This is a genomic window from Veillonella sp. ICM51a, assembly GCF_000524355.1.
GTDB lineage: Bacteria > Bacillota > Negativicutes > Veillonellales > Veillonellaceae > Veillonella > Veillonella atypica.
The window spans coordinates 213-21671 of record NZ_JAPX01000018.1; the positions used below are offsets into that span (position 1 = coordinate 213).

Sequence of the window (21459 nt, forward strand, 5' to 3'; positions counted from 1 at the left end):
GACGCATATACACACCTTCCTCAAATTAGTACAGGCCTGTTCTATTTCTAGAGGCGCACATTCACACCTTCCCCAAATTAGTACAGGCCTGTTCTATTTCTAAAGATGCACATTTACATCTTCCTAAAATTAGTACAGGCCTGTTCTATTTCTAAAGATGCACATTCACACCTTTCCCCAATTAGTACAGGCCTGTTCTATTTATTTTTATTGGATATAATCCGAATCAATAAAGTTAGCTATAGGTTTCTTTGCCATTCTATTATGTATATGAATTAATAGTCTTGTTGTTTGTTCTCGTTGTTCTTTAGGTATTTGAGAAAACAAGGCCCCCATTACCTTATTATGCGTTGATGATATGCGTTCGTAGGTACGAATTCCTTTCTTTGTTAGCATAACATCCCGAGATCGTTGGTCGCTCCAATGTTTTACAGTGGTAACTAAACCTTTTTTCTCAAGATTTTTTATAACCCACCCCACATGACTAAGGTGTTTGTTATTTAACAAGGCTTTGATTTCCGTATAATTTACTACATGCCTAGTTTTATATACATGTTTAATAATAGAAAATTCTTCACGTGTTACATTGCCAGCATCATAGATTTTAGATTCTTTATCATAGAAATCTTTATAAACCAAGTCAATCATCCCCCATAATTGACGATGAGCAAGCGTAAGATTTTTATTCTTTTTACGTTGCAAAATTGAAGCTAAACTTGACTTCTCCACACAAGGTCACCACCTAATCATAATAAGATGTTCATTATAATTTCTCCCGCTACTATAATGAAAGAAAAATCCCCTTATATATGAACTGCTACTATTAGATTATAAAATCTAAAGATAACTGTCCAGTATATAAGAGGATTTTTTATACTAAATTATTATTGACCAAATATCGTTAAATCCATCAAAAAATGATAGATAAATAATCAGATATATCAACAATTATATAATTAGTTGCGTTCTTTAATTTCAATTTTAATGGAATTGAAGAATTCGTCAAATGGAACTGTACCCAATTCGTCGCCACCGTGTTTACGTACGTTAACAGAATTGTCTTCCATTTCTTTATCGCCAACAACGAGCATGTAAGGAACTTTTTCCATTTGTGCTTGGCGAATTTTGTAACCAATTTTTTCGTTGCGATCGTCTACTTCTACGCGAACGTAGTCATGGCGCATTTGTTTTGCCAATTGGTTAGCGTATTCCACGTGTTTTTCGGAGATAGGTAATATTTTCACTTGAACAGGTGCCATCCAAGTTGGGAATGCACCAGCATAGTGTTCAGTCAAGATACCGATGAAACGTTCCATGGAACCGAAGCATGCACGGTGAATCATGATAGTACGATGTTTTTGACCATCTTCACCGATATATTCTACGTTGAAGCGTTCAGGCAAGTTCATATCCAATTGGATAGTACCACATTGCCATGTACGGCCCAAGGAATCTTCGATATGATAATCGAGTTTAGGACCATAGAACGCGCCGTCGCCAGGGTTGATAACATAATCAATGCCTTTTGCTTCGATAGCGTTACGCAATGCTTCTGTAGCTGCTTCCCAAATTGCATCATCACCCATTGCATTGTCTGGTTTAGTAGACAATTCAACATGATATTTCAAACCAAATTGGCTATAGATACGGTCGAACAATTCGATAACTTTCATCAATTCGGATTGCATTTGTTCAGGCAACATAAATACGTGCGCATCGTCTTGTGTGAAAGCACGAACGCGGAACAAGCCGTGTAGTGCGCCGGACAATTCATGACGGTGAACTAGGCCAAGTTCTGCATAACGAAGTGGCAAGTCACGGTAGGAATGCATTTCGTTTTGGTAAACTAAGATACCGCCTGGGCAGTTCATAGGTTTAATTGCATATTCTTCGTCATCAATGATTGTAGTATACATATTTTCACGGTAATGATCCCAGTGACCAGATGTTTCCCACAAATGTTTATTCAAGATGATTGGTGTGCGGATTTCATCATATTCGAAATCATGATGTACTTCGCGCCAGAAGTTTTCCAATTCGTTGCGTAGAGCCATACCTTTTGGCAAGAAGAATGGGAAGCCAGGACCTTCTTCTTTGATAACGAACAAACCAAGTTCTTTACCAAGTTTACGGTGGTCGCGTTTAGCCGCTTCTTCAAGCATATGAAGGTATGCATCTAGTTCTTCTTTCTTTTCAAATGCTGTACCGTAAATACGTTGCAACATTTTGTTCTTTTCATCGCCGCGCCAGTATGCACCTGCAATGCTTTGTAATTTGAAAGCTTTCACCTTACCAGTAGATGCTACATGAGGGCCTGCACAAAGGTCAACAAAATCGCCTTGTGCATAGCAAGAAATCACAGCATCTTCAGGAAGGTCTTCGATCAATTCTACCTTGTAATCTTCGTTTTTAGATTTGAAGAACTCGATAGCTTCTTGACGAGACATTACAGATTTAGTAATAGGCAAGTTTTCTTTTACAATACGGCTCATTTCCTTTTCGATTTTAGTCAAATCTTCAGGAGTCAATGTATGTTCCATATCGATATCATAGTAGAAACCTTTATCGATAGCAGGACCGATAGCTAATTTTGCTTCTGGCCATAAGCGTTTAACTGCTTGTGCCATAACATGAGAAGCTGTGTGACGTAATGTGTGTTTACCACCATCTTCTTCAAATGTTAAGAAGGCTACTTCAGAACCATCTACGAGTTCTTCACGAAGATCTGTTAATTCTCCATTTACATTGGCTGCTAACACTTTTTTAGCCAAACTATTAGACAATTTTTTTACTGCTTCCCCAAGAGTAGTGCCAGCAGCGTATTCCTTTGCACTACCGTCAGGTAAAATGATTTTTACATCTGCCATTTTAATTTCCTCCAATTTATGAACTAGGATAGTCGGTTTTAGGTAATAAAAAAAGACCCTCTATCCCTACAAAACAAGGGACGAAGATCATTCGCGGTTCCACCCTAGTTAATTCACCGCATCACAAGGATACAGTTCATTCACTTCATTAAGCCCGATAACGGTGGCTGCCGTATTTGCCTACTTAGGTTCGACAAATCAGTTTAAAGGGGGTAACTCTAATATATGTGTAAGGCATTTCCAGCATCTGCCTCTCTCTGGTACACAGGGATATGAGAATCATGTCCTTTGCATCACTTTTACTAAGATATCTTATCATAGGTACTAAAAAATTTCAACTATATAAGTACCTCCTAAAAAATAGAACAGGCCTGTTCTATTTCTAAAGATACGCATACACATCTCTCTAAAAATTACTACAGGCCTGTTCTATTTCTAAAGATACGCATACACATCTTCCCCAAAATTAGTACAGGCCTGTTCTATTTCTAAAGATACGAATACACATCTTCTAAAAATTACTACAGGCCTGTAGTATTTCCAAGAACTATCTATTTACGTTCAAAGTGCGCAGATAGCATAGATCCAATTACTTTTTCAATTTTAGAGTTTGTAATGTCTGGGCCCTTGAATAGGATCAACATTACGTCATCGGAATTGTCTTGTTTAGATACCATCAAGACGCCGCTACCACGAGCACCATTATCGTCGTAATCTTTTGCAACAATAATTATGTTGAGGTAATGGTCTTTCATGTATGTATATACTTTGCTTTGTTTAGCGGAGTTGCCGATGCTGCTCGCCATACCCATAGCACGATTGAATACGATAGCATTCGCATTGTGCGGGTTATTGCGAAGTTGTTGTTTTTCTTCATCATTTAGTGGCAATAGGTTAACCATCATGGATTCGCCCATGCGGCCACGAAGCATAGCTGGCATTGTTTCACGCACGTCTGCAGGAATGTCGTTACTAGGATTGAGTTTTAAATCCTTAGGCACGGTCATGTACAATGTACCCTTGCTGTTTTGGCCTTGTACGGTTTTACTATTGTCGATAGCGCCCATTGTGAAAGTATCTTTAATGATTTCCATTTGTACGCCCAATGGTTTTTCAGGTACACCACGGCTAGCCACTTGAATATCGCCAGATTTAGTTTTCTTAATTGTTTCCACAGACCAAGTTGCACCTGGTTTACCTTCATCGCTAGGAGATGTCAACGCAGCAGGCACTTCTTTAGCACCTGTAAATACATAGGTTTGTGCTGGCACAATTGTATCAGGAGCACCGGACTTGTTGAATACGGCACCATATAATACATTCGGTACAACAGTAGAACCAATTTTCAAATTATTGTTTTCTTGGCTTTCAACATCAAAGTTAATATTGCCAGCAAATGTTACATCTGGATTATGGTTAATCACAACAACGGTACCTGGTTGTGGAATCATGACAGGACTATTTGGCGCTGCAAAAGCAGCTGTTGCCATAGAGGCACCAAGTGCTGTTAAGACTAATGCGCGTTTTAATACATTACATTTCATTATTATTCTCCTAAATTTGGATAATTCTCTAATCGATGTTATTGAACTATATTTCTAAGGTAACCTCTGGCAAACGCGATAGGATTTCGCTGGCTAGACTGCGCGTATCCGGTGTACACCGCACCATGCAGCGCCCCGACTTGTCTAGGCTAGTCATAACACCTACGTATTCATAGCCTTCTAAGATGCGATTGACATAATTGGTATATTTTGGATCTATGTGAAAGTACAAATATCCTTCCTCACCTGTGCCGCTATACGAAGGCGGTTCAGGAAAGCCTGACAGTGAACGAGACGGCATCAATGGTTCTTGATTATCGCGTAACGGTATCGTCTCATCATGTGTCACTTCATCAGGTGTCATTTCATCAAGCATTGACATAGTAGCAGTATTTTCATGTACCATGTTACTCTGCTTTCACCTTGCACTCGCGGCGCATCATGGAATATGGTTCCAATTTTGTATCCATATACAAACGAACCTTCATTTGCGCATGAGGTGCTACATCGATAGGATTACCATCTTCGTCTGTCATTTTTTCGATAACAGCCTCTACAAGTTCACCCTTAGGTTGGCAAAATTCTACCTTATCCCCTACCTTGAAATTATTGCGTTGTTCAAGATCCACATATTTTTCTTCATCGTTATAACCAAGCACTAAACCAATGAAGTCATGGGATTGAGTATTCGTAGATTTGCCGTAGTTTTGAGCACTTTCATCAGGACGGCCATCAGCAAAGCCATCTGTATAAGGGCGGTGGGAAATTTTTTCTAATTCAGCAATCCATTCTGGACGAACGTACCAGTTTTCACGTTCCTTCAAATAGGTATCGATAGCCGTACGGTATACCTTAGCTACCGTTGCACAATAGTGAACGGATTTCATGCGACCTTCAATTTTAAGGCTATCGATGCCTGCTTCATACAATTCTGGAATGCGATGAATGAGGCATAAATCCTTGGAGTTAAAGATATATGTACCATGTTCATCTTCTTCGATTGGATAATATTCACCAGGGCGATTGGATTCTACAATGCTGTATTTCCAACGGCAAGATTGAGAGCATTGACCGCGGTTAGCATCGCGTGTACCGGTCATGTAGTTAGACAATAGGCAACGGCCAGAATAAGAAATACACATGGAGCCATGTACGAATGATTCGATTTCGATATCTACATGTTCCTTCATTTCTTTAAGATCTGCTACAGATACTTCGCGAGCTGCTACAACGCGAGCCGCACCAAGTTCTTTCCACATTTGCACAGTATGCCAGTTCGTCGTGGATGCTTGTGTACTTACATGAAGTTCAAGGCCTGGTGCTACGCGTTTAGCCAAGCTAAAGATGCCCATATCAGCAACGATAATCGCATCGACACCGATACTTTCAAGAAATTTCAAATAATCCTCAAGACCTTCAAAGTCCTCGTTGTGAGGAATGATATTACATGTAACGTGGATTTTTTTGCCATGTTCATGTACAAATTGAACGGCTTCCTTCAATTCTTCGTCGGAAAAATTGGAGTTACCAGCACGCAAACCAAATCGTTTACCTGCACAATAAACGGCATCCGCACCATAGCGAATGGCCATTTTTAACTTGTCCATATTACCTGCTGGACAAAGCAATTCCATAAAATGATCTGCCATTATTTGTTGTGTCCTTTCCACACACTTACACTCATGCCATCTCCCATCGGGTAAATGGTGGTGTTAAATAATTCTTTATTTTCTACATATGCTAAATACGCTTGTAATCGCTTAACAATAGTTTTGAATCGATGCGGAGCCTCTTTATCGCCACGCACATAGCCTCTAAAGAGAACATTATCGGCAAGGATGACGCCACCTTCTTTCACATGAGGCAATATGACCTCTAGTTGATTAAGATATTGCCCCTTTGGGCCATCGAGAAATACGAGATCATATTCACCTTTAATTTGTGTTAATACGTCCTTCGCATCACCTTTAATCAACGTGATTTGATCCTTATACTCGGATTGACCTATATAGTATTTCGCCATCTCATGGCGAACCTCATCCAATTCAATAGATGTGATTTTTCCGCCTCGTTCAATAAGAGGTGCCATCAGTAATGTAGAGTAACCAATGGCGGTGCCCACCTCTAGCACAGAGGTGGGCCGGTATAATCCAATCAATTCTTCAAATAAATGCACCTCAGATTCCCGAAGGATGGGTACATTATTAATCATCGCGTAAATACGCTGCTCATTTAATATCTCATTTAATTCCATAAAATGTATTATAAATTCCTACTATTTATTTGACTGTGAAAGTAATCATATACGCTAATTATCTATCAACGCCGCCGCGAGTATTACCAGAAGAAGGTGTAGTTTGTGTGCTAGGTCGAATAACACGAGGTTCTTCCACTGCAGGTGCCGATTGAACCGGTGCTGATTGCTGTGGAACTACTTGTTGCATGCTTTCTGGTATTTGGCTAGGCGATGATGTTGTAGCCGGTTGTTCAGTCGCCGCTGGTGCTGCTGGCGCTGGCGTTACTTGAGTTGCTGCCGGTACAGTTGTCGGTGTATATGTATATGTTGGTTCTACATCTACATATTGAGAATCTGCCGCTACAGCCTCAGCAGAGCTGTAGTTGTAATCTGGTTCTGATGTAGCCGCCACATCATAGTTAGGACCAGCTTGGGCTAATGCAGGAGCCTGACCTTGATTAGAAGAGCCTGCACTCGCTTGTTCAGCACCATAAATTTTTTCAACCTCAGCCAAATGCTCAGCATATGTTTTGGAGAAATGATTATGACCATCTTTATCTGCTACAAAGTATAGATAATCTGTATCTTCAGAATGAAGTACCGCATCTAATGCCTTTTTACCAGGGTTTGCAATCGGTCCTGGTGGCAAACCTTTACTTACATATGTATTGTAAGGACTTTGTAACTGCGTATCTCCAAGCGTTACATTTTCCTTTGCATAACCAAGAACATAAGAAATAGTTGCATCAGATTGCAATGGAATACCATGTGCTAAGCGTTTCTTAAATACACCCGCAATAGTTGGACGGTCCGCATCATACAATGATTCACGTTCAACAATGGATGCTAAGGTTACAAAATCATGAATACTCATATGTTGTGCTTGAATTTGTTTTTTAACAGCTGGTGTTAAATAGCGATTCATTTGCTCAGACATCATCAAAATGACATCCTTTGGCGTAGCACCAACTGGCACTTCATAAGTACTTGGGAAAAGGAAACCTTCTACAGGATATGTAGTCGGTTTAGTACCCTTCATATATGGGTATGGGACGAATGTTTTCGCCTCTGCCAAGAAATCGGAAGCTTTCATAATTTGAGCTTTTTCAAGAGCAATAGCGATATCCCCTACGGTATACCCTTCAGGAATCGTTAATTTAATGGACTCAACGTGACCCTCTTGTAATAAGTTAATTAATTCATGGACCGATACCTTATTTGGAATTTGGTAGTGACCAGATTGTAATTTTGAACCGGTTCCACTAAGAGCTAACCATAATTTAAACACCTGTGTAGACCGAATTAGTCCATGTTCATAGAGCATATCGGCAATTTCTGTTCCTGTTGCATCCTTGCCTATTACGAGGACTTGAGATCCTCCGTCATCGTTAAAGGTATTTGGTACAAAATAGGATGCACCTAAAGCACCACCACCTAAAATAGCAAGGCTAAGAACACCTACGGAAACATATTTTAAGGCTTTTCTCATGGATGAGTTCCTTTCTATTACAAACCATTGTATATCATCTTATTATATCATATTAAAGGCTTTCGATGTATCTCTTCTTTTATATTATCCACAAACCAAATAACCATGAGTCAATTAGTACACAAGAGGTTACAATTACAAAAAAGACCCTAGTATAACAACCGTTATACTAGAGTCTTTGAGGGCTTAGAAATTATTCTTCTTCCCCCATTGCTTCGTACATATTTACCAATACTTCGAAGTTTTCATCATCTTCATCTAATGGAACATATTCCTCTTCGCCTTCATCGTTTGTTTCGATGCGAGCCAAAATCATATATGTATCATCTTGACCTTCATGATCTTCATCTTGTACATGAACAAGTACAGCGTATTCTTGACCTTCATGATTCAAGATTACATCTTCTGCAAAATATTGTTTGTTACCATCTTCATCTTCAAATTCGAGATAGAAAATTTCACCTTCGTAATTTTGATCAACCATGGGTATTCCCTCCTTTATTATGTATATAAGAACCTGTTTGATATTCGCATTAGATATCTATGCAAATTAAGATTTACTAAATTGTAGTCTGTCTAAATAGCCTTGTAAAATAACGACAGCAGCCATTTTATCGATGATGCCCTTTCGTTTTTTACGACTCACATCAGCTGCAATGAGTTGACGTTCGGCCATAACGGTAGATAAACGTTCATCCCAAAATGTAACAGGCAAGTCGATGACAGCCTTCATTTTTTCGACAAATTCTTCCGTTTTTTCAGCGCGCTCCCCCTTGGTGCCGTTCATATTCTTCGGCATGCCCACTACGAGTTCATGCACTTCGTATTCTGAAATCAATTCACGCAATCGGTTAAAGTCATTTTCTAAGGATGTACGACGAATCGTTTCTATACCTTGAGCAGTCATCAATAGCGCATCACTACATGCGATGCCAATGGTGCGACTGCCTACGTCTAATGCCATAATTCTCATTATAGTTGTTTAGCCTTTGCGTATTCTTTTAATAATTCTTCGATTAAATCATCACGTTCTAAACGGCGAATATCACTACGTGCATTATTATAGCTTGTAATGTACGCTGGATCCCCAGAGATAAGATAACCTAAGATTTGATTGATAGGATTATATCCTTTTTCTTGAATAGATTTATAAACGCGAGTCAATACCTCTTCGGCAGTCATCGGTTCATCGTCTACTTTACGGAATAACATAGTTTCATCTGAAACCTTCATGGGTATCCCTCCTTTGTATGAATGGGCCACGTACGTGGCCCACATATATGTATTGTATGTTTCTATTATAGCATATGCAAGATATACCTATAGAACGTATTATGCGTTAAGAGCTTCTTTAACAGCTTCGCCAGCTGCTTTTAATGCATCCATCAATTTAGCTGGTTCTTTACCACCTGCTTGCGCCATATCTGGACGGCCACCGCCATTACCACCAGCTACTTGAGCTGCTGCTTTAACGATATTACCAGCTTTTACGCCTTTACCGACAACATCTTTGGAAACTTTACATACAAAGTTTACCTTGTCATCGCCCATAGCGGCACCTACGAGTACTACGCCAGAACCATCTAATTTATCAAGGCCCATATCAGCGAAATCACGCAATTCATCAATAGAGGATGCTTTCACAGACGCAGCAACAAATGCTACATCGCCAATCATAACCTTACCAGCTACGATATCAGCAGCACCTGCAGCAGAAACCTCTTTGCGAATTTGGTCTAATTCTTTAGCTTTTTCTTTAGCCTCTGCCAATACTTGGTGCAAACGTTCTTCTACTTGGACAGGTTTAGTTTTTAATTCACTAGCAATGCGTTCAATAGTCAAACGATCATGTTTTGCTGCATCGAGAGCGGCACGACCTGTAATCGCTTCGATACGACGTACACCAGAACCGATACCGGATTCAGATGTTAAGCGGAAGGAACTGATGAAAGCTGTATTGCCTACATGAGAACCGCCGCACAATTCAACGGAGAAACCAGGAACCTCTACTACGCGAACTACATCGCCATATTTATCGCCAAAGAGTGCCATAGCACCTTTCGCTTTTGCTTCGTCCATAGACATTTCAGCAATAGCAAGATCTGTAGCCTTAAGGATTTCTTCATTTACAAGGGCTTCGATTTGATCAAGTTCCTCTTGTGTTACAGGAGAGAAATGTGTGAAGTCGAAACGCAAGTAATCTGGTGTTACCAAAGAACCTGCTTGGTTAACATGTTCGCCAAGCACGCGTTTTAATGCAGCATGCAACAAGTGAGTTGCTGTATGATTACGAGCCATCGCTGCACGACGAGCTGTATCTACTTCAAGCGTTACAGCATCGCCTTCGGAGATGGAACCTTCTACAACAGTACCGATATGGTATACAGTACCTTCTGGTAAGCGTTTTGTATTATGAATCTCTACCTTGCCCATTGGACCAACGATAAAGCCAGTATCACCTAATTGACCGCCCCCTTCAGCATGGAATGGTGTAGTGCGCACAATAACAGTGATTTCATCGCCATCAACAGCGGTTTGCAAGCGTTCAGAGCCTTTACCAAGCATCAATACAGAGGATGCCGTTTCTGCTTCATTTTCTACAAGTTCTTCGTCTTTTAAGAATGTAATATCTGGTGTAGCTACCTTAGCATCTTCTTTTACGCGAGCTTCACGAGCGCGTTCACGTTGTTCTTTCATGGCAGCGTCAAAGCCTTCATGGTCGATTGTGAAACCGCGTTCGGATGCGATTTCTTCTGTTAATTCCCAAGGGAATCCATATGTATCATATAGTTTGAATACTTCTGTACCAGGAACTACAGTTGCTTTTTCAGCAGCCAATGTATCGATTAAGGAATTTAATAACTCAAGACCTTGTTCCAATGTTTGGTTGAAACGTTCTTCTTCGTTTTGAACGACACGTTTAACGAAGTCTTGTTTTTCAGCAATGGATTTGATACCAGGGCCAAGAATGTCTACAACTACATCGATAAGTGGTGTTAAGAATAAACCTTCGATACCAAGCAAACGGCCATGACGTACAGCACGGCGCAAGATACGACGCAATACGTAACCGCGGCCTTCATTGGATGGTAATACACCATCGGAAATCAACGCAGTTACAGCACGAGCATGGTCAGCAATAACCTTCAAGGATACATCTGTATTTGGGTCTTCGTTATACTTAACACCAGCCCGTTTTGCAGTCGCTTCTATGATTGGGAAAATCAAATCTGTTTCAAAGTTTGTTTTGCAATGTTGCAATACGGAAGCCAATCGTTCAAGACCGGCGCCAGTATCGATGTTTTTATGTTGCAATGGCTCATAGGAACCGTCTGGCATTTTATTGAATTGAGTGAACACGAGGTTCCAAATTTCAAGGTAACGGTCACAGTCACAACCAGGTGCACAGTTAGGATCATCACAACCATGTTCAGGGCCTTGGTCGAAGAAGATTTCGCTATCTGGACCACATGGACCTTCACCAATTTCCCAGAAGTTATCTTCAAGGCGTGTAATGTGGCTTTCTTCTACGCCACAATCGTTGTGCCATGTATCATATGCTTCTTGGTCATCTGGATATACAGTGACATATAATCTGTTTTTGTCGAGTTTAATAACTTCTGTTAAAAATTCCCATGCCCAATGAATAGCATCTTTTTTAAAGTAATCTCCAAAGGAGAAGTTACCAAGCATTTCAAAGAATGTATGGTGACGTGCTGTGCGGCCTACGTTTTCAAGGTCACCAGTACGCATACATTTTTGGCTTGTCGTAATACGATGACAAGGAGGTACCAATTTACCTGTAAAGAAAGGCTTTAATGGCGCCATACCTGCCCCGATCAATAATAGAGACGGATCGTTTTCTGGGATAAGAGAAAAACTATCTAATTTTAAATGTCCTTTGCTTTCAAAAAACTGCAAGTATGCTTGACGCAGTTCATTACCTTTCATGTGTATATTCCTCCTAAAATAATTTACTCTTAATTATAACGTAAAAACCATAGAAAATCTATTATAACCTATATATATTCGGACATAATTAACCTTCATTAGCATTCTCTATTCCATCTAGTTGCCATAAAAAAAGATACAAAAAAGAGGTTATACAAATCAACAGAACATAATTGATTCGTATAGCCCCTTTTTATGGCTCATATATAGTTCACCAATGGTTCTACATGGAGAAACCATATATTATATAACGCGTTTCGCCCCAATATAGCGTTCGCCCCAATAACCAGTATCAAGATCAGCTACGGCTACGCCACGGCTAGATGTAGCACTGATAAATTTACCATTGCCAATATAAATACCGGAATGAGATGGACCTGGTTCATAGGTTTCAAAGAACACTAAATCCCCTGCCTTTAAGTTCGCGCGAGAAACTTCAACACCTACGTTGTATTGTTCATCCGCTAAACGAGGCAGCGCAATACCTTGTTTTGCAAATACATATTTAACATAACCAGAGCAGTCAAAACCACTTGGTGTAGTACCGCCAAATACATACGGAACACCGCGGTATTTATCGGCTTCTGCCAAAATAGCATGAATATTGTTTGGCGTTTGTACCTTTTTCAAATTATTCAACTTAACGTTTTGGCCTGCAAGACGTCTAGATTGAGCATTTTGATTTGTGAAAGCAGATTTTGTTGCCACTGCTTTTGTAGCTGCATTATTGGATAATACTGCCTTAGTTGTGCGAGGAGCACCCATCAATGCATTGTACGTTGCTGGTCCAATAATACCATCTACAGGTAAACCACGATCTTGTTGGAATAGGCGTACAGCCCATTTTGTTTCCTTACCATACACACCATTTTTATCGGTTGCATTGTAACCGTGTTTAATTAATTGTTGTTGTACAGCGATTACGTTTCTACCTTTATCACCATATTGTAATGTTGTAGCGCTTGCCATCGCAGTGGTAGCACATACAAATGTTAATGTTAATGCCGCAATTTTACTCTTACTATATTTTGACTTCATATTCTTCCTTCCTAAAACTTCAAAGTGAGTTTACTTATTCAAAATATACTAACCGTCTCTCTATTTGCATCCAACAAATACAGCTAGTCTTTATCTTCTTCAGGGCCAGGTACTTGATTGGCTATAAATATATCAGCTTTTGATGGTTCATAAGCTATTTCTGGATTTTCACCATCAAAATTTATAGCAGCTTTCACCCAATATAATGGACGTTGTTTTACCTCTTCGAATACGCGTCCTACGTATTCACCGATGATGCCAAGGCCGACTAATTGGATACCACCGATAAATAATATGGACACGCCCAAGGTGGTCCACCCGTTTAATGCTTGACCCGTTAAGTACACGTAGAGCAAATGTAGTATTAAGAGAAAACTCAAGCCACCACATAGGACACCTACATACAAAGCCGCACGCAATGGCACGCGAGAAAACGCAGTTACCCCATCAAGGGCAAAGCGAATCATTTTGCGCACACTGAATTTCGAAACCCCTGCAAAGCGAGGAGGCGCTACAAAGTGAAGTTCTGCTTGGCGATAGCCAAGCGCACCAACGATGCCACGCAAGAAACGTCCGTGTTCACGGAAATGTTTCAAAGTTTCTAGCGACTTACGATTCATTAAACGGAAATCAGATCCCCCTTCTACGATGGGAACATCTGCCATTTTATTCATCAGTTTATAATAATATTTAGATGTGAAGGATTTTGCCCAGCTGGCATCCTCCGTAGAGTCGCGTATGGTACGTACCACATCGTAACCAGCCTCCCACAAACGTATCAGTTCTGGAATCAAAGCCGGCGGATGTTGCATATCACCATCCATGGTGATTACCGCATCACCTTTGGCATAATCAAGACCACATGTCAACGCAGTCTGATGACCAAAGTTCCGTGCCAATAACACGACCTTAACTCGCATATCAAGTTTTGCAATCTCGCGCAAAACGACAACAGACGAGTCCGTAGATCCATCATCGACATAGATAAGTTCATATTCATATGGTAGACCTGTCATAACTTTTGTTACGGCATTGTAAAAAATAGCTATATTTTCTTCTTCATTATATACAGGTACAACAATTGAAACTAACATATATCCTCCGTCGATTACTTCTATATTTTAGCGTTAAATCGTCAATATAGGCAAATTTAAAAGGTTGACAATAAAGAAGATGAACCTCATAATTCCCATAGCTATGCTACTTTTCAGGATTTTGAGGTTCATTCTCTTCATATTATAGTCTTATCTCAAACGCTTATTAATAAGCTATTCATTTATTAAAACGTTATATTTATACACTTTTACGCATATCATATATATAGGCATTAAACTATTTGTTTTATAGCCCCGCAGCATCAATCCATGTCGTAAGATCTTCTTCTGCTGTCACCATATCTTCATCAAAAGCACCTACGACTTCAGGATAACGAGCTACCTCTACCGTATGTAGGATTGAGTCATCACGACCATTTTTATAGGTACCAACCCAAATGCCAGAAAATTGAGATTCATACCATTCTACAGGTTGATCTGTTTCATTGAAGGTAATCGTAATATGTCCACGCCCCAAAGTTTCTAGCACCTCTACTTGCTCTTCTTCAGCAAGGCCTGTCTTCTCAATATATATGGAATAGGTTGCACCAGTTTCACGTAATTGCTTTAGTGCTTGACGCAACTCATTTAGAACGGCACGTACATTATTGTAATTTTCAATCATAGTGTCCCTCCTTTCTCATCCTATCAATCTATTCTTATTTATCTATAAACATATCAGTTTATTTAGGTTCGATTTGTACGCCCCATCCGCGAAGAACACGTAGAACGCGTTCTTTTACCTCAGGTAATGCCTTTTGTACAGGCGCGCTAGGTTCAAATCCTACGTCTAAGGACTCCGGTTCAACACCTATAACAATAGCATCTTCCAATGGATTTTCTTGAATGGCACGAATGCGCAATATATCTTGCATGCCTACTTCATGAACAGAAATATGGTCAGTAAAATACTGTTCTAATTCGCGATGTGGGAACTCATAGATTGTGCCAGGTGCTTCGCCACCATTAACGGCGTCAATCAAGAGGATTTTCTTCATGCCCCGCATATAGGTCAATAATTCCATGCCCATCGTTCCGCCATCAATCAAGCTTATCTGAGGAGTGAAAGTATAATTAGCTTTCAAATCCTCTACAACATGAACACCAAGGCCCTCATCGGTAAGTAAAATATTACCTACCCCTAGAACGACAATAGAGTTCTCATAATCATCATAAATGGCATGTAAATCAATACGCGGGCTCTCAGAGCCCGCGTATTCTATGCCACCAAATTGTTCTTCAGTGGATATATTAGTCATCTTGTAATTCCTTTTCTCGTGGATCGTCAGGATTGCTTGGACGATATGTAGTACCAGATGGTTTATCGATACGTTCACCACGACGGCGTTTACCGTTAAGGTCTTCAATATCGATAGGATCATGGGCATAATATTTCATGCCGGAAACCATAGCGGATACTTCGCCAGATTCTTCCATAACATCTTCTCGGAATGCCATGTACACGTGAATAATGGTAAAGAATAAGAAGCCCCATGCAATATAGTGATGGATAATATGAACTTTATATTCACCACCAAATAGCGTAATAATCGGTGCAAAAAGAGTTCCTATAATACCATTAGGATCAATCATAGCATACATTGAAAAACCTGTGATGATTTCAAAGAAGAACATGATGTACACCATCATATATGCCGTTCTCGCCAAGGAGTTACGTAACCAGTGATGTTCATGCTTTTGTGGAATCATCAAATAGTGCAATGTTGTTTCGCGAAGGCCATACCAATACCGTTTTTGACGGAATTTAGGCAACAATCTATCTCCGCGATTCCAAAGTGCACCAGCAAATCGGAATATAAAGGAGAATGTCAAAATAACACCCGCAATGAAGTGGATACGACGCATCGTCTCCATAGCGAACCAGCCATCAATAGCGAAAGTTGGTTCCGGATGGCCTGTAATAGCTGCAAAACCTGGATCACCAATATAAAGGCCAGTCCAGAATAAAGCTGTTACGGAAAGCACCATTGTCCAGTGGAATATGCGCAGCCATAAACTAAATACGACATACGCTTTTTTGTCAGTATGTATTAACATAAGCCCACCACCCTTTATTTACACAATGCATCAGTATTGACGGAAACAATTTTTTCGCCTTTTTTATTGTATAAATGGGTTGCACATGCGAGACATGGGTCAAAGGAGTGGATAACTTTCAAGATTTCAAGAGGTTTGTCCGCAATCTTAACATGTGTATCAATCATAGAATCTTCGTATGCACCATGTTCGTTAGCTGCTGTCTTAGGACATGCATTCCATGTAGATGGTACGATACATTGATAGTTTGCAGAACGACCATCTTTAATATGAATCCAGTGACCCAAACCGCCGCGAGGTGCATCTACAAGACCAACGCCTTTAGCATCCTTAGGCCATTTATTTGGCTCAAATTTAGATGTATCCGCAACAGTAGTATCACCATTTTTGATGTTAGCTACGAGTTTATCAAAGAAGTATTGGCTAATATTAGAAGCCACTTGTGCATCAAGGCCACGACATGCGGTACGGCCAACCATTGTCGTCATCCATACATGAGCAGGCACACCCAATACTTGAGATACAGTATCGATTTGACGAACCATCATGGATTCAGCCCAAGTTGGATCAGTGATAATGCCTTGTTTTACCTTTGTATATACAACGATATATTTAGCTAGTGGACCCACTTCTGCTGTTTTGCCTTTGAAAGTTGGGGACTTGATCCAAGAATATTTTTTATCTTCATCAAGATATTCCCATTTTTCTTTTGTACCGGATTTAGGACCTGTAAATTTAGGGTCTGTCACACCATCGAGTGGATGAAGTGTGCTAGTACCATCTGGATATGCAAACCAGGAGTGATCAACCTCTTCACTGAGGTATTGAGGATCCATGAAATCCTTGCCTTCTAATGGAATAAATGTAGCTTTTTCTACACCTAATGCAAAGTTTTCTACAACACCATTAGAGCGAACGATACATTTTTTATGGTAATCGCCATCAGCAATACCTGTATACGCATCATCAGGATAATCGCCATAAGACATAACGCGTTTTTTCGCAAGGCCACCACCATCGACCATGCCTTTTTCAACGTAAATTTTGCCGATAGCTAATAAATCAGGCAAGTAGAAATTACTTACTAAATCCTTAGCCAATGCAATAGATTGTTCTACAGCAGCAAGACGCTGTGTATTGATAGGTGCATTCATGTCATTCATAGAAATAGCACATGGCATACCACCTACAATATAGTGTGGATGAGGGTTTTTACCGCCGAATACAACGTGAGGAATAACTACGTCACGTTGACGGTCTAGAATATTCAAGTAATGAGATACAGCCATCAAATGAACTTCTGGTGGCAATAATTGGTAATCAGGATGATCCCACCATTGAGCAGAGAAAATGCCTAATTGGCCAGATTCTACAATTTTCTTTACCTTTTGTTGTACAGCTGTAAAGTAAGCAGTTGTAGCTTTAGGGAATTCCTTAGGATATGCAGAATCTTTAGATGCTGTTTCAGCTGGCGCTAGACCACTTACATTATAAGTAGCTAATACGTCATTTTGTAATTGTGCAGTTTTAGCTGGATCCGCACTAAGTGCAGCTACTGGGCTAACCCAGTCAAGTGCATGTAAATGATAGAAATGCACGAGATGGTCATGTACATCTAAAGAGCTATGCATGATATTACGAATGTAGTTTGCATTTTTAGGGATGGAAATACCAAGTGCATCCTCTACGGCACGTAACGCTGCCAATGCATGTGTTGTTGTACATACGCCACAAATACGTTGCACAAATGCCCAAAGGTCACGAGGATCGCGGTCCTTTGCAACAAGTTCGATTCCACGCCAAGCAGTACCAGAGGACAATGCGTCCTCTACCTTACCACTGGCTTCATCAACTTTTATTTCTACCCGTAAATGACCTTCAATACGGGAAATCGGATCTACTACTACGCGTTTCATTAGTGACCTCCTCCATTATTATGTTTCTTTTCATCCCATAAGCCTTGTTCTTTCAAGCGTTTTTCTTCTTTCATATCAAGAATTTTATTACGCGTAAGAGTTGCAGCACCATGTACGATAACTGCAGCGGTAGCACCAACAGCAGCTACTGTGCCGATTGTATCAGCTGTAGTAATGGTGTTTGCCAATGGAATATCTGGTAATCGTTTGTAGAATACATCGTTATCCCAGAAGCCTTTTTCAGAGCAACCAATACAACCGTGACCGGATTGAATTGGATAGGACAAACCATTCCACCAACGCAAATTACCACAAGAATTATATGTTTGAGGTCCACGACAACCTACTTTATATAAGCACCAACCAGCTTTGGATGCATCATCGTCAAATTCTTCAACGAATAGACCGGAGTCAAAGAATGCACGGCGGTAGCAAGTATCGTGAATGCGATTGCCATAAAATTGTTTAGGACGGCCTTGAGAATCCAAAGGAGGAATTTGACCAAATAATGCGTAGTGCATAACTACACCAGTCATAACCTCTGGAATTGGAGGACAGCCAGGAACTTTAATAATAGGTTTACCAGATACAACAGAGGATACAGACACTGTATTTGTTGGATTTGGTTTTGCCGCTTGAATACCGCCCCAAGATGCACAAGAACCATACTCGATAATTGCAGCAGCGCCTTTAGCAGCTTCTAATAAAGATTCCTTAAATGTACGGCCACCTACTGTACAGTAGATACCATTTTCATCCAATGGAACCCCACCTTCAACAGCGAGGATATATTTGCCATTTTTCTCAGCAATGATTTTTTTAAGGTGTTCCTCTAAAGGTTCTCCAGATGCTGCAGCCAATGTATCATCATATTCCAAAGAAATCATATTCAAGATTACATCGGATGTAAATGGTGAGGAAGAGCGAATAAAGGATTCGCTACAACCGGTACATTCGTGACCATGAAGCCAGATTACAGTAGGTAATTCTGTTGTTTCTGCAGCTTTTACAACTGTATCAAGCATAGTAGGTGGCAACCCTAGAATAGCAGTCAACGCCACGCAAGATTTCATAAATGTACGTCGACTGAGACGTCTCTCTTGGAAGAGAGTCCATAAACTGTTCACACGATTTTTCATGGAATACAGCCTCCTTACAACAACTTTGCAGCAATATGTGTATATTACCTAATCAACTATAACTATTGAGAGATATATTATCTCGATTAACTCATTATATCATTTTAAATTACATAAAACTATGACATTATGTATATATATCAAAAAAATTGATAAAAAAAGCACCTAGCTAGATAATATCTACTATTATCCAGTTAGGTGTTCTCATCAATTAGAATTGTTTAAGCACTTCATTGATCAAAGATTCTAATACAGCAGCTTTTTTGTAACCTGCAAGACGATCTAATAGTTTGCCTTCTTTAAAGAATGCCATGGAAGGAATACCTTCTACATCTTCTTTTAAAAGAATAGGACGCAAAGCCTTATCTTCTGCATCTACGCTGAAGAATTTAACACGGCCGTCCAATTTTTCTGCTACAGCTTCTACTTCTGGACGCATAACTGTGCAAGGTTCGCACCAGCCAGCCCAAAAATCTACAATAACGAGCTCTTTAGAACCTAATACTAATTCATCAAATTGTTCTACGCTTGTAATAGCAGTAATAGCCATTGAAAGGCCTCCTTTATGTGTTACATATTATAAACTATATAAGAAGCAAGCAATCATTAAGCCGAGTTCTGTTCCGCTTGCGCAGTGACGATTATCTTTCTAGGCGTACAGTCGCCTGCACGCTCGAGCGACACAACCCGGAAGGTAGGCGGGACCACCGTTAACCCTTCCCTATTCGGTCTTGCTCCGGATGGGGTTTACCGAGCCAGCCTGTTACCAGACTGCTGGTGAGCTCTTACCTCACCTTTCCACCCTTACCACTGACGTGGCGGTTTCCTTTTCTATGGCACTTTCCCTAAGGTCACCCTCGCCAGACGTTATCTGGCATCCTGCCCTATGGAGCTCGGACTTTCCTCGAGTCCAATGGACTCGCAACCGTCTTTCATACTTGCTTCAATTCAGTTTATCATAGCTGTATATACTATGCAAGAATATCGAAATTTACTATTAAAATAGATTTTTATTCAAAGAAAAAATCTGCTTGGTTCTCAAAGGATTGTACAGTAATATTCCAGCCACCTTTGTCAGATTGTTCTCGTAAATAATCGCGGATACCATCAGCCACAATCTCTTCTGTACCAAAATGGCCTGCATCTACGACGAGTAAACCTAGTTCTTTAGCTAGCTGTGCATCATGGTATTTTACATCTCCTGTTACATATGCATCAGCCTTAACTGCATTTTTGATAAACTCTGCACCACCACCAGAGCAAAGGGCTATCGTTTTAATAGAATCTTTTTTAATGCCTCCAAATCTAAGATTAGCATGTGGCAAAGATTCTTGGAGGTGCTCGCGGAAGCTTTCAAAATCCATAGTCTCAGGCAATTCACCGATACGACCCAACGTACGACCTACATTAGGTTCATGTAACGTAAATACTTCGTATGCCACCTCTTCATAAGGGTGAGCCTCTTTCATAGCATTGATAACAGCCTGTTTATGAGCACCATCTACGATAACATTAACGGCCACCTCTGGTACAACCGTCAATGTTCCAGCTTCACCAATGACCGGATGGGATTCATCATTACCTCTAAACCGACCTTCGCCTGCAAAACTAAAGCTACATGATTCGTAATTGCCAATACGACCAGCGCCAGCACTAGCCATTGCTTCACGTACTGCATCGGCACTATCAGTCGGCACAAAGGTGGTAATTTTATATACCATATCAGAACCGGTCGGAACAAAGCCTCTCACATTCGTCAATCCTAATCGGTTCGCCAACATATCATTGAGCCCGCCAATGGTAATATCTAAGTTCGTATGTGCACTATATACAACAATATCATTTTTTATCAGTTTCTCGATTAATTTACCTTGAGGACTATCTAAATGTAATGATTTCAAACCTTTAAAAATAAATGGATGATGGCTAATGATCATTTGGGCCTGTTCAACTATCGCATATTCTATGACCTCAGGTGTAATATCGAGAGTCGTAATGATTTTGGATACATCCCGTTGTTTCGAACCCACCATAAGGCCTACATTATCCCATGACTCAGCATAATGAGGCGGTGCCCATTGTTCCATCGATTCTATAATTTGTTTTGCTAACACCATCGTATCACTC

The 21459-nt window shown here is 40.2% G+C and carries 20 protein-coding genes, 1 other RNA gene and 1 other annotated feature; all 21 genes read right to left on the reverse strand.

Features of this window, described 5'->3' with window-relative positions; all coding sequences use genetic code 11:
* Positions 1–207 precede the first annotated feature (207 nt).
* Positions 208–729, reverse strand: coding sequence for a winged helix DNA-binding protein (locus HMPREF1504_RS02135; RefSeq protein WP_005380696.1), 522 nt, complete (start codon positions 727–729; stop codon positions 208–210).
* 227 nt (positions 730–956) lie between these two features.
* A complete protein-coding gene (thrS, locus tag HMPREF1504_RS02140) occupies positions 957–2867 on the reverse strand; it encodes a threonine--tRNA ligase (RefSeq protein ID WP_038123063.1) in 1911 nt (636 codons plus the stop codon).
* A 73-nt stretch (positions 2868–2940) separates the two neighbouring features.
* Positions 2941–3170: a binding site (T-box leader), on the reverse strand.
* Between the two features lie 248 nt (positions 3171–3418).
* Entirely contained in the window at positions 3419–4411 is a 993-nt protein-coding gene (locus HMPREF1504_RS02145) for a hypothetical protein (RefSeq protein WP_038123064.1), read from the reverse strand.
* 46 nt (positions 4412–4457) lie between these two features.
* On the reverse strand, positions 4458–4817 hold the full coding sequence (locus HMPREF1504_RS02150) for a DUF4911 domain-containing protein (protein ID WP_038123065.1): 360 nt from the start codon (positions 4815–4817) through the stop codon (positions 4458–4460).
* A 1-nt stretch (position 4818) separates the two neighbouring features.
* Entirely contained in the window at positions 4819–6060 is a 1242-nt protein-coding gene (locus tag HMPREF1504_RS02155) for a U32 family peptidase (protein ID WP_005382667.1), read from the reverse strand.
* The gene (locus tag HMPREF1504_RS02160; RefSeq protein ID WP_005382665.1) at positions 6060–6665 is read right to left on the reverse strand and encodes an O-methyltransferase; all 606 of its coding nucleotides are present in this window, start codon (positions 6663–6665) and stop codon (positions 6060–6062) included. Before HMPREF1504_RS02160 ends, HMPREF1504_RS02155 begins: the two co-directional genes overlap by 1 nt.
* A 58-nt stretch (positions 6666–6723) precedes the next feature.
* Positions 6724–8136, reverse strand: coding sequence for an endolytic transglycosylase MltG (gene mltG, locus HMPREF1504_RS02165; protein ID WP_038123067.1), 1413 nt, complete (start codon positions 8134–8136; stop codon positions 6724–6726).
* A 193-nt stretch (positions 8137–8329) separates the two neighbouring features.
* Complete coding sequence (locus HMPREF1504_RS02170) at positions 8330–8620, reverse strand: DUF1292 domain-containing protein (protein ID WP_038123069.1); 291 nt, start codon at positions 8618–8620, stop codon at positions 8330–8332.
* A 66-nt stretch (positions 8621–8686) separates the two neighbouring features.
* Positions 8687–9109 (reverse strand): Holliday junction resolvase RuvX, encoded by a 423-nt coding sequence (ruvX, locus tag HMPREF1504_RS02175; RefSeq protein ID WP_005382657.1) that lies wholly within the window; start codon positions 9107–9109, stop codon positions 8687–8689.
* The gene (locus HMPREF1504_RS02180; protein ID WP_005376219.1) at positions 9109–9369 is read right to left on the reverse strand and encodes an IreB family regulatory phosphoprotein; all 261 of its coding nucleotides are present in this window, start codon (positions 9367–9369) and stop codon (positions 9109–9111) included. Before HMPREF1504_RS02180 ends, ruvX begins: the two co-directional genes overlap by 1 nt.
* A 99-nt stretch (positions 9370–9468) precedes the next feature.
* Positions 9469–12087, reverse strand: coding sequence for an alanine--tRNA ligase (gene alaS, locus HMPREF1504_RS02185; RefSeq protein WP_038123073.1), 2619 nt, complete (start codon positions 12085–12087; stop codon positions 9469–9471).
* 243 nt (positions 12088–12330) lie between these two features.
* Positions 12331–13125, reverse strand: a complete 795-nt coding sequence (locus HMPREF1504_RS02190; protein WP_016475778.1) for an NlpC/P60 family protein — start codon at positions 13123–13125, stop codon at positions 12331–12333.
* A gap of 83 nt (positions 13126–13208) precedes the next feature.
* Positions 13209–14219 carry a glycosyltransferase family 2 protein gene (locus HMPREF1504_RS02195; RefSeq protein ID WP_038123074.1) on the reverse strand — a complete coding sequence of 337 codons (1011 nt, stop codon included), beginning with the start codon at positions 14217–14219 and terminating at the stop codon, positions 13209–13211.
* A 247-nt stretch (positions 14220–14466) separates the two neighbouring features.
* A complete protein-coding gene (locus HMPREF1504_RS02200; RefSeq protein ID WP_005376242.1) occupies positions 14467–14844 on the reverse strand; it encodes a hydrogenase expression/formation C-terminal domain-containing protein in 378 nt (125 codons plus the stop codon).
* A 58-nt stretch (positions 14845–14902) separates the two neighbouring features.
* The gene (locus HMPREF1504_RS02205; protein WP_038123076.1) at positions 14903–15478 is read right to left on the reverse strand and encodes a HyaD/HybD family hydrogenase maturation endopeptidase; all 576 of its coding nucleotides are present in this window, start codon (positions 15476–15478) and stop codon (positions 14903–14905) included.
* Entirely contained in the window at positions 15471–16277 is an 807-nt protein-coding gene (cybH, locus tag HMPREF1504_RS02210; protein ID WP_038123078.1) for a Ni/Fe-hydrogenase, b-type cytochrome subunit, read from the reverse strand. The genes HMPREF1504_RS02205 and cybH overlap by 8 nt, the downstream gene beginning before the upstream one ends.
* Positions 16278–16291: 14 nt before the next feature.
* Positions 16292–18193, reverse strand: a complete 1902-nt coding sequence (locus HMPREF1504_RS02215; RefSeq protein WP_038123080.1) for a nickel-dependent hydrogenase large subunit — start codon at positions 18191–18193, stop codon at positions 16292–16294.
* Complete coding sequence (locus HMPREF1504_RS02220; protein WP_005376032.1) at positions 18193–19332, reverse strand: hydrogenase small subunit; 1140 nt, start codon at positions 19330–19332, stop codon at positions 18193–18195. The genes HMPREF1504_RS02215 and HMPREF1504_RS02220 overlap by 1 nt, the downstream gene beginning before the upstream one ends.
* A gap of 211 nt (positions 19333–19543) precedes the next feature.
* Positions 19544–19882, reverse strand: a complete 339-nt coding sequence (locus tag HMPREF1504_RS02225; protein WP_038123082.1) for a co-chaperone YbbN — start codon at positions 19880–19882, stop codon at positions 19544–19546.
* A gap of 38 nt (positions 19883–19920) precedes the next feature.
* An RNA gene (rnpB, locus tag HMPREF1504_RS10050) (RNase P RNA component class A) lies at positions 19921–20277 on the reverse strand.
* A gap of 65 nt (positions 20278–20342) precedes the next feature.
* Positions 20343–21449: a Nif3-like dinuclear metal center hexameric protein gene (locus tag HMPREF1504_RS02230; RefSeq protein ID WP_038123084.1), complete on the reverse strand. Its 1107-nt coding sequence runs from the start codon at positions 21447–21449 to the stop codon at positions 20343–20345.
* Positions 21450–21459 lie beyond the last annotated feature (10 nt).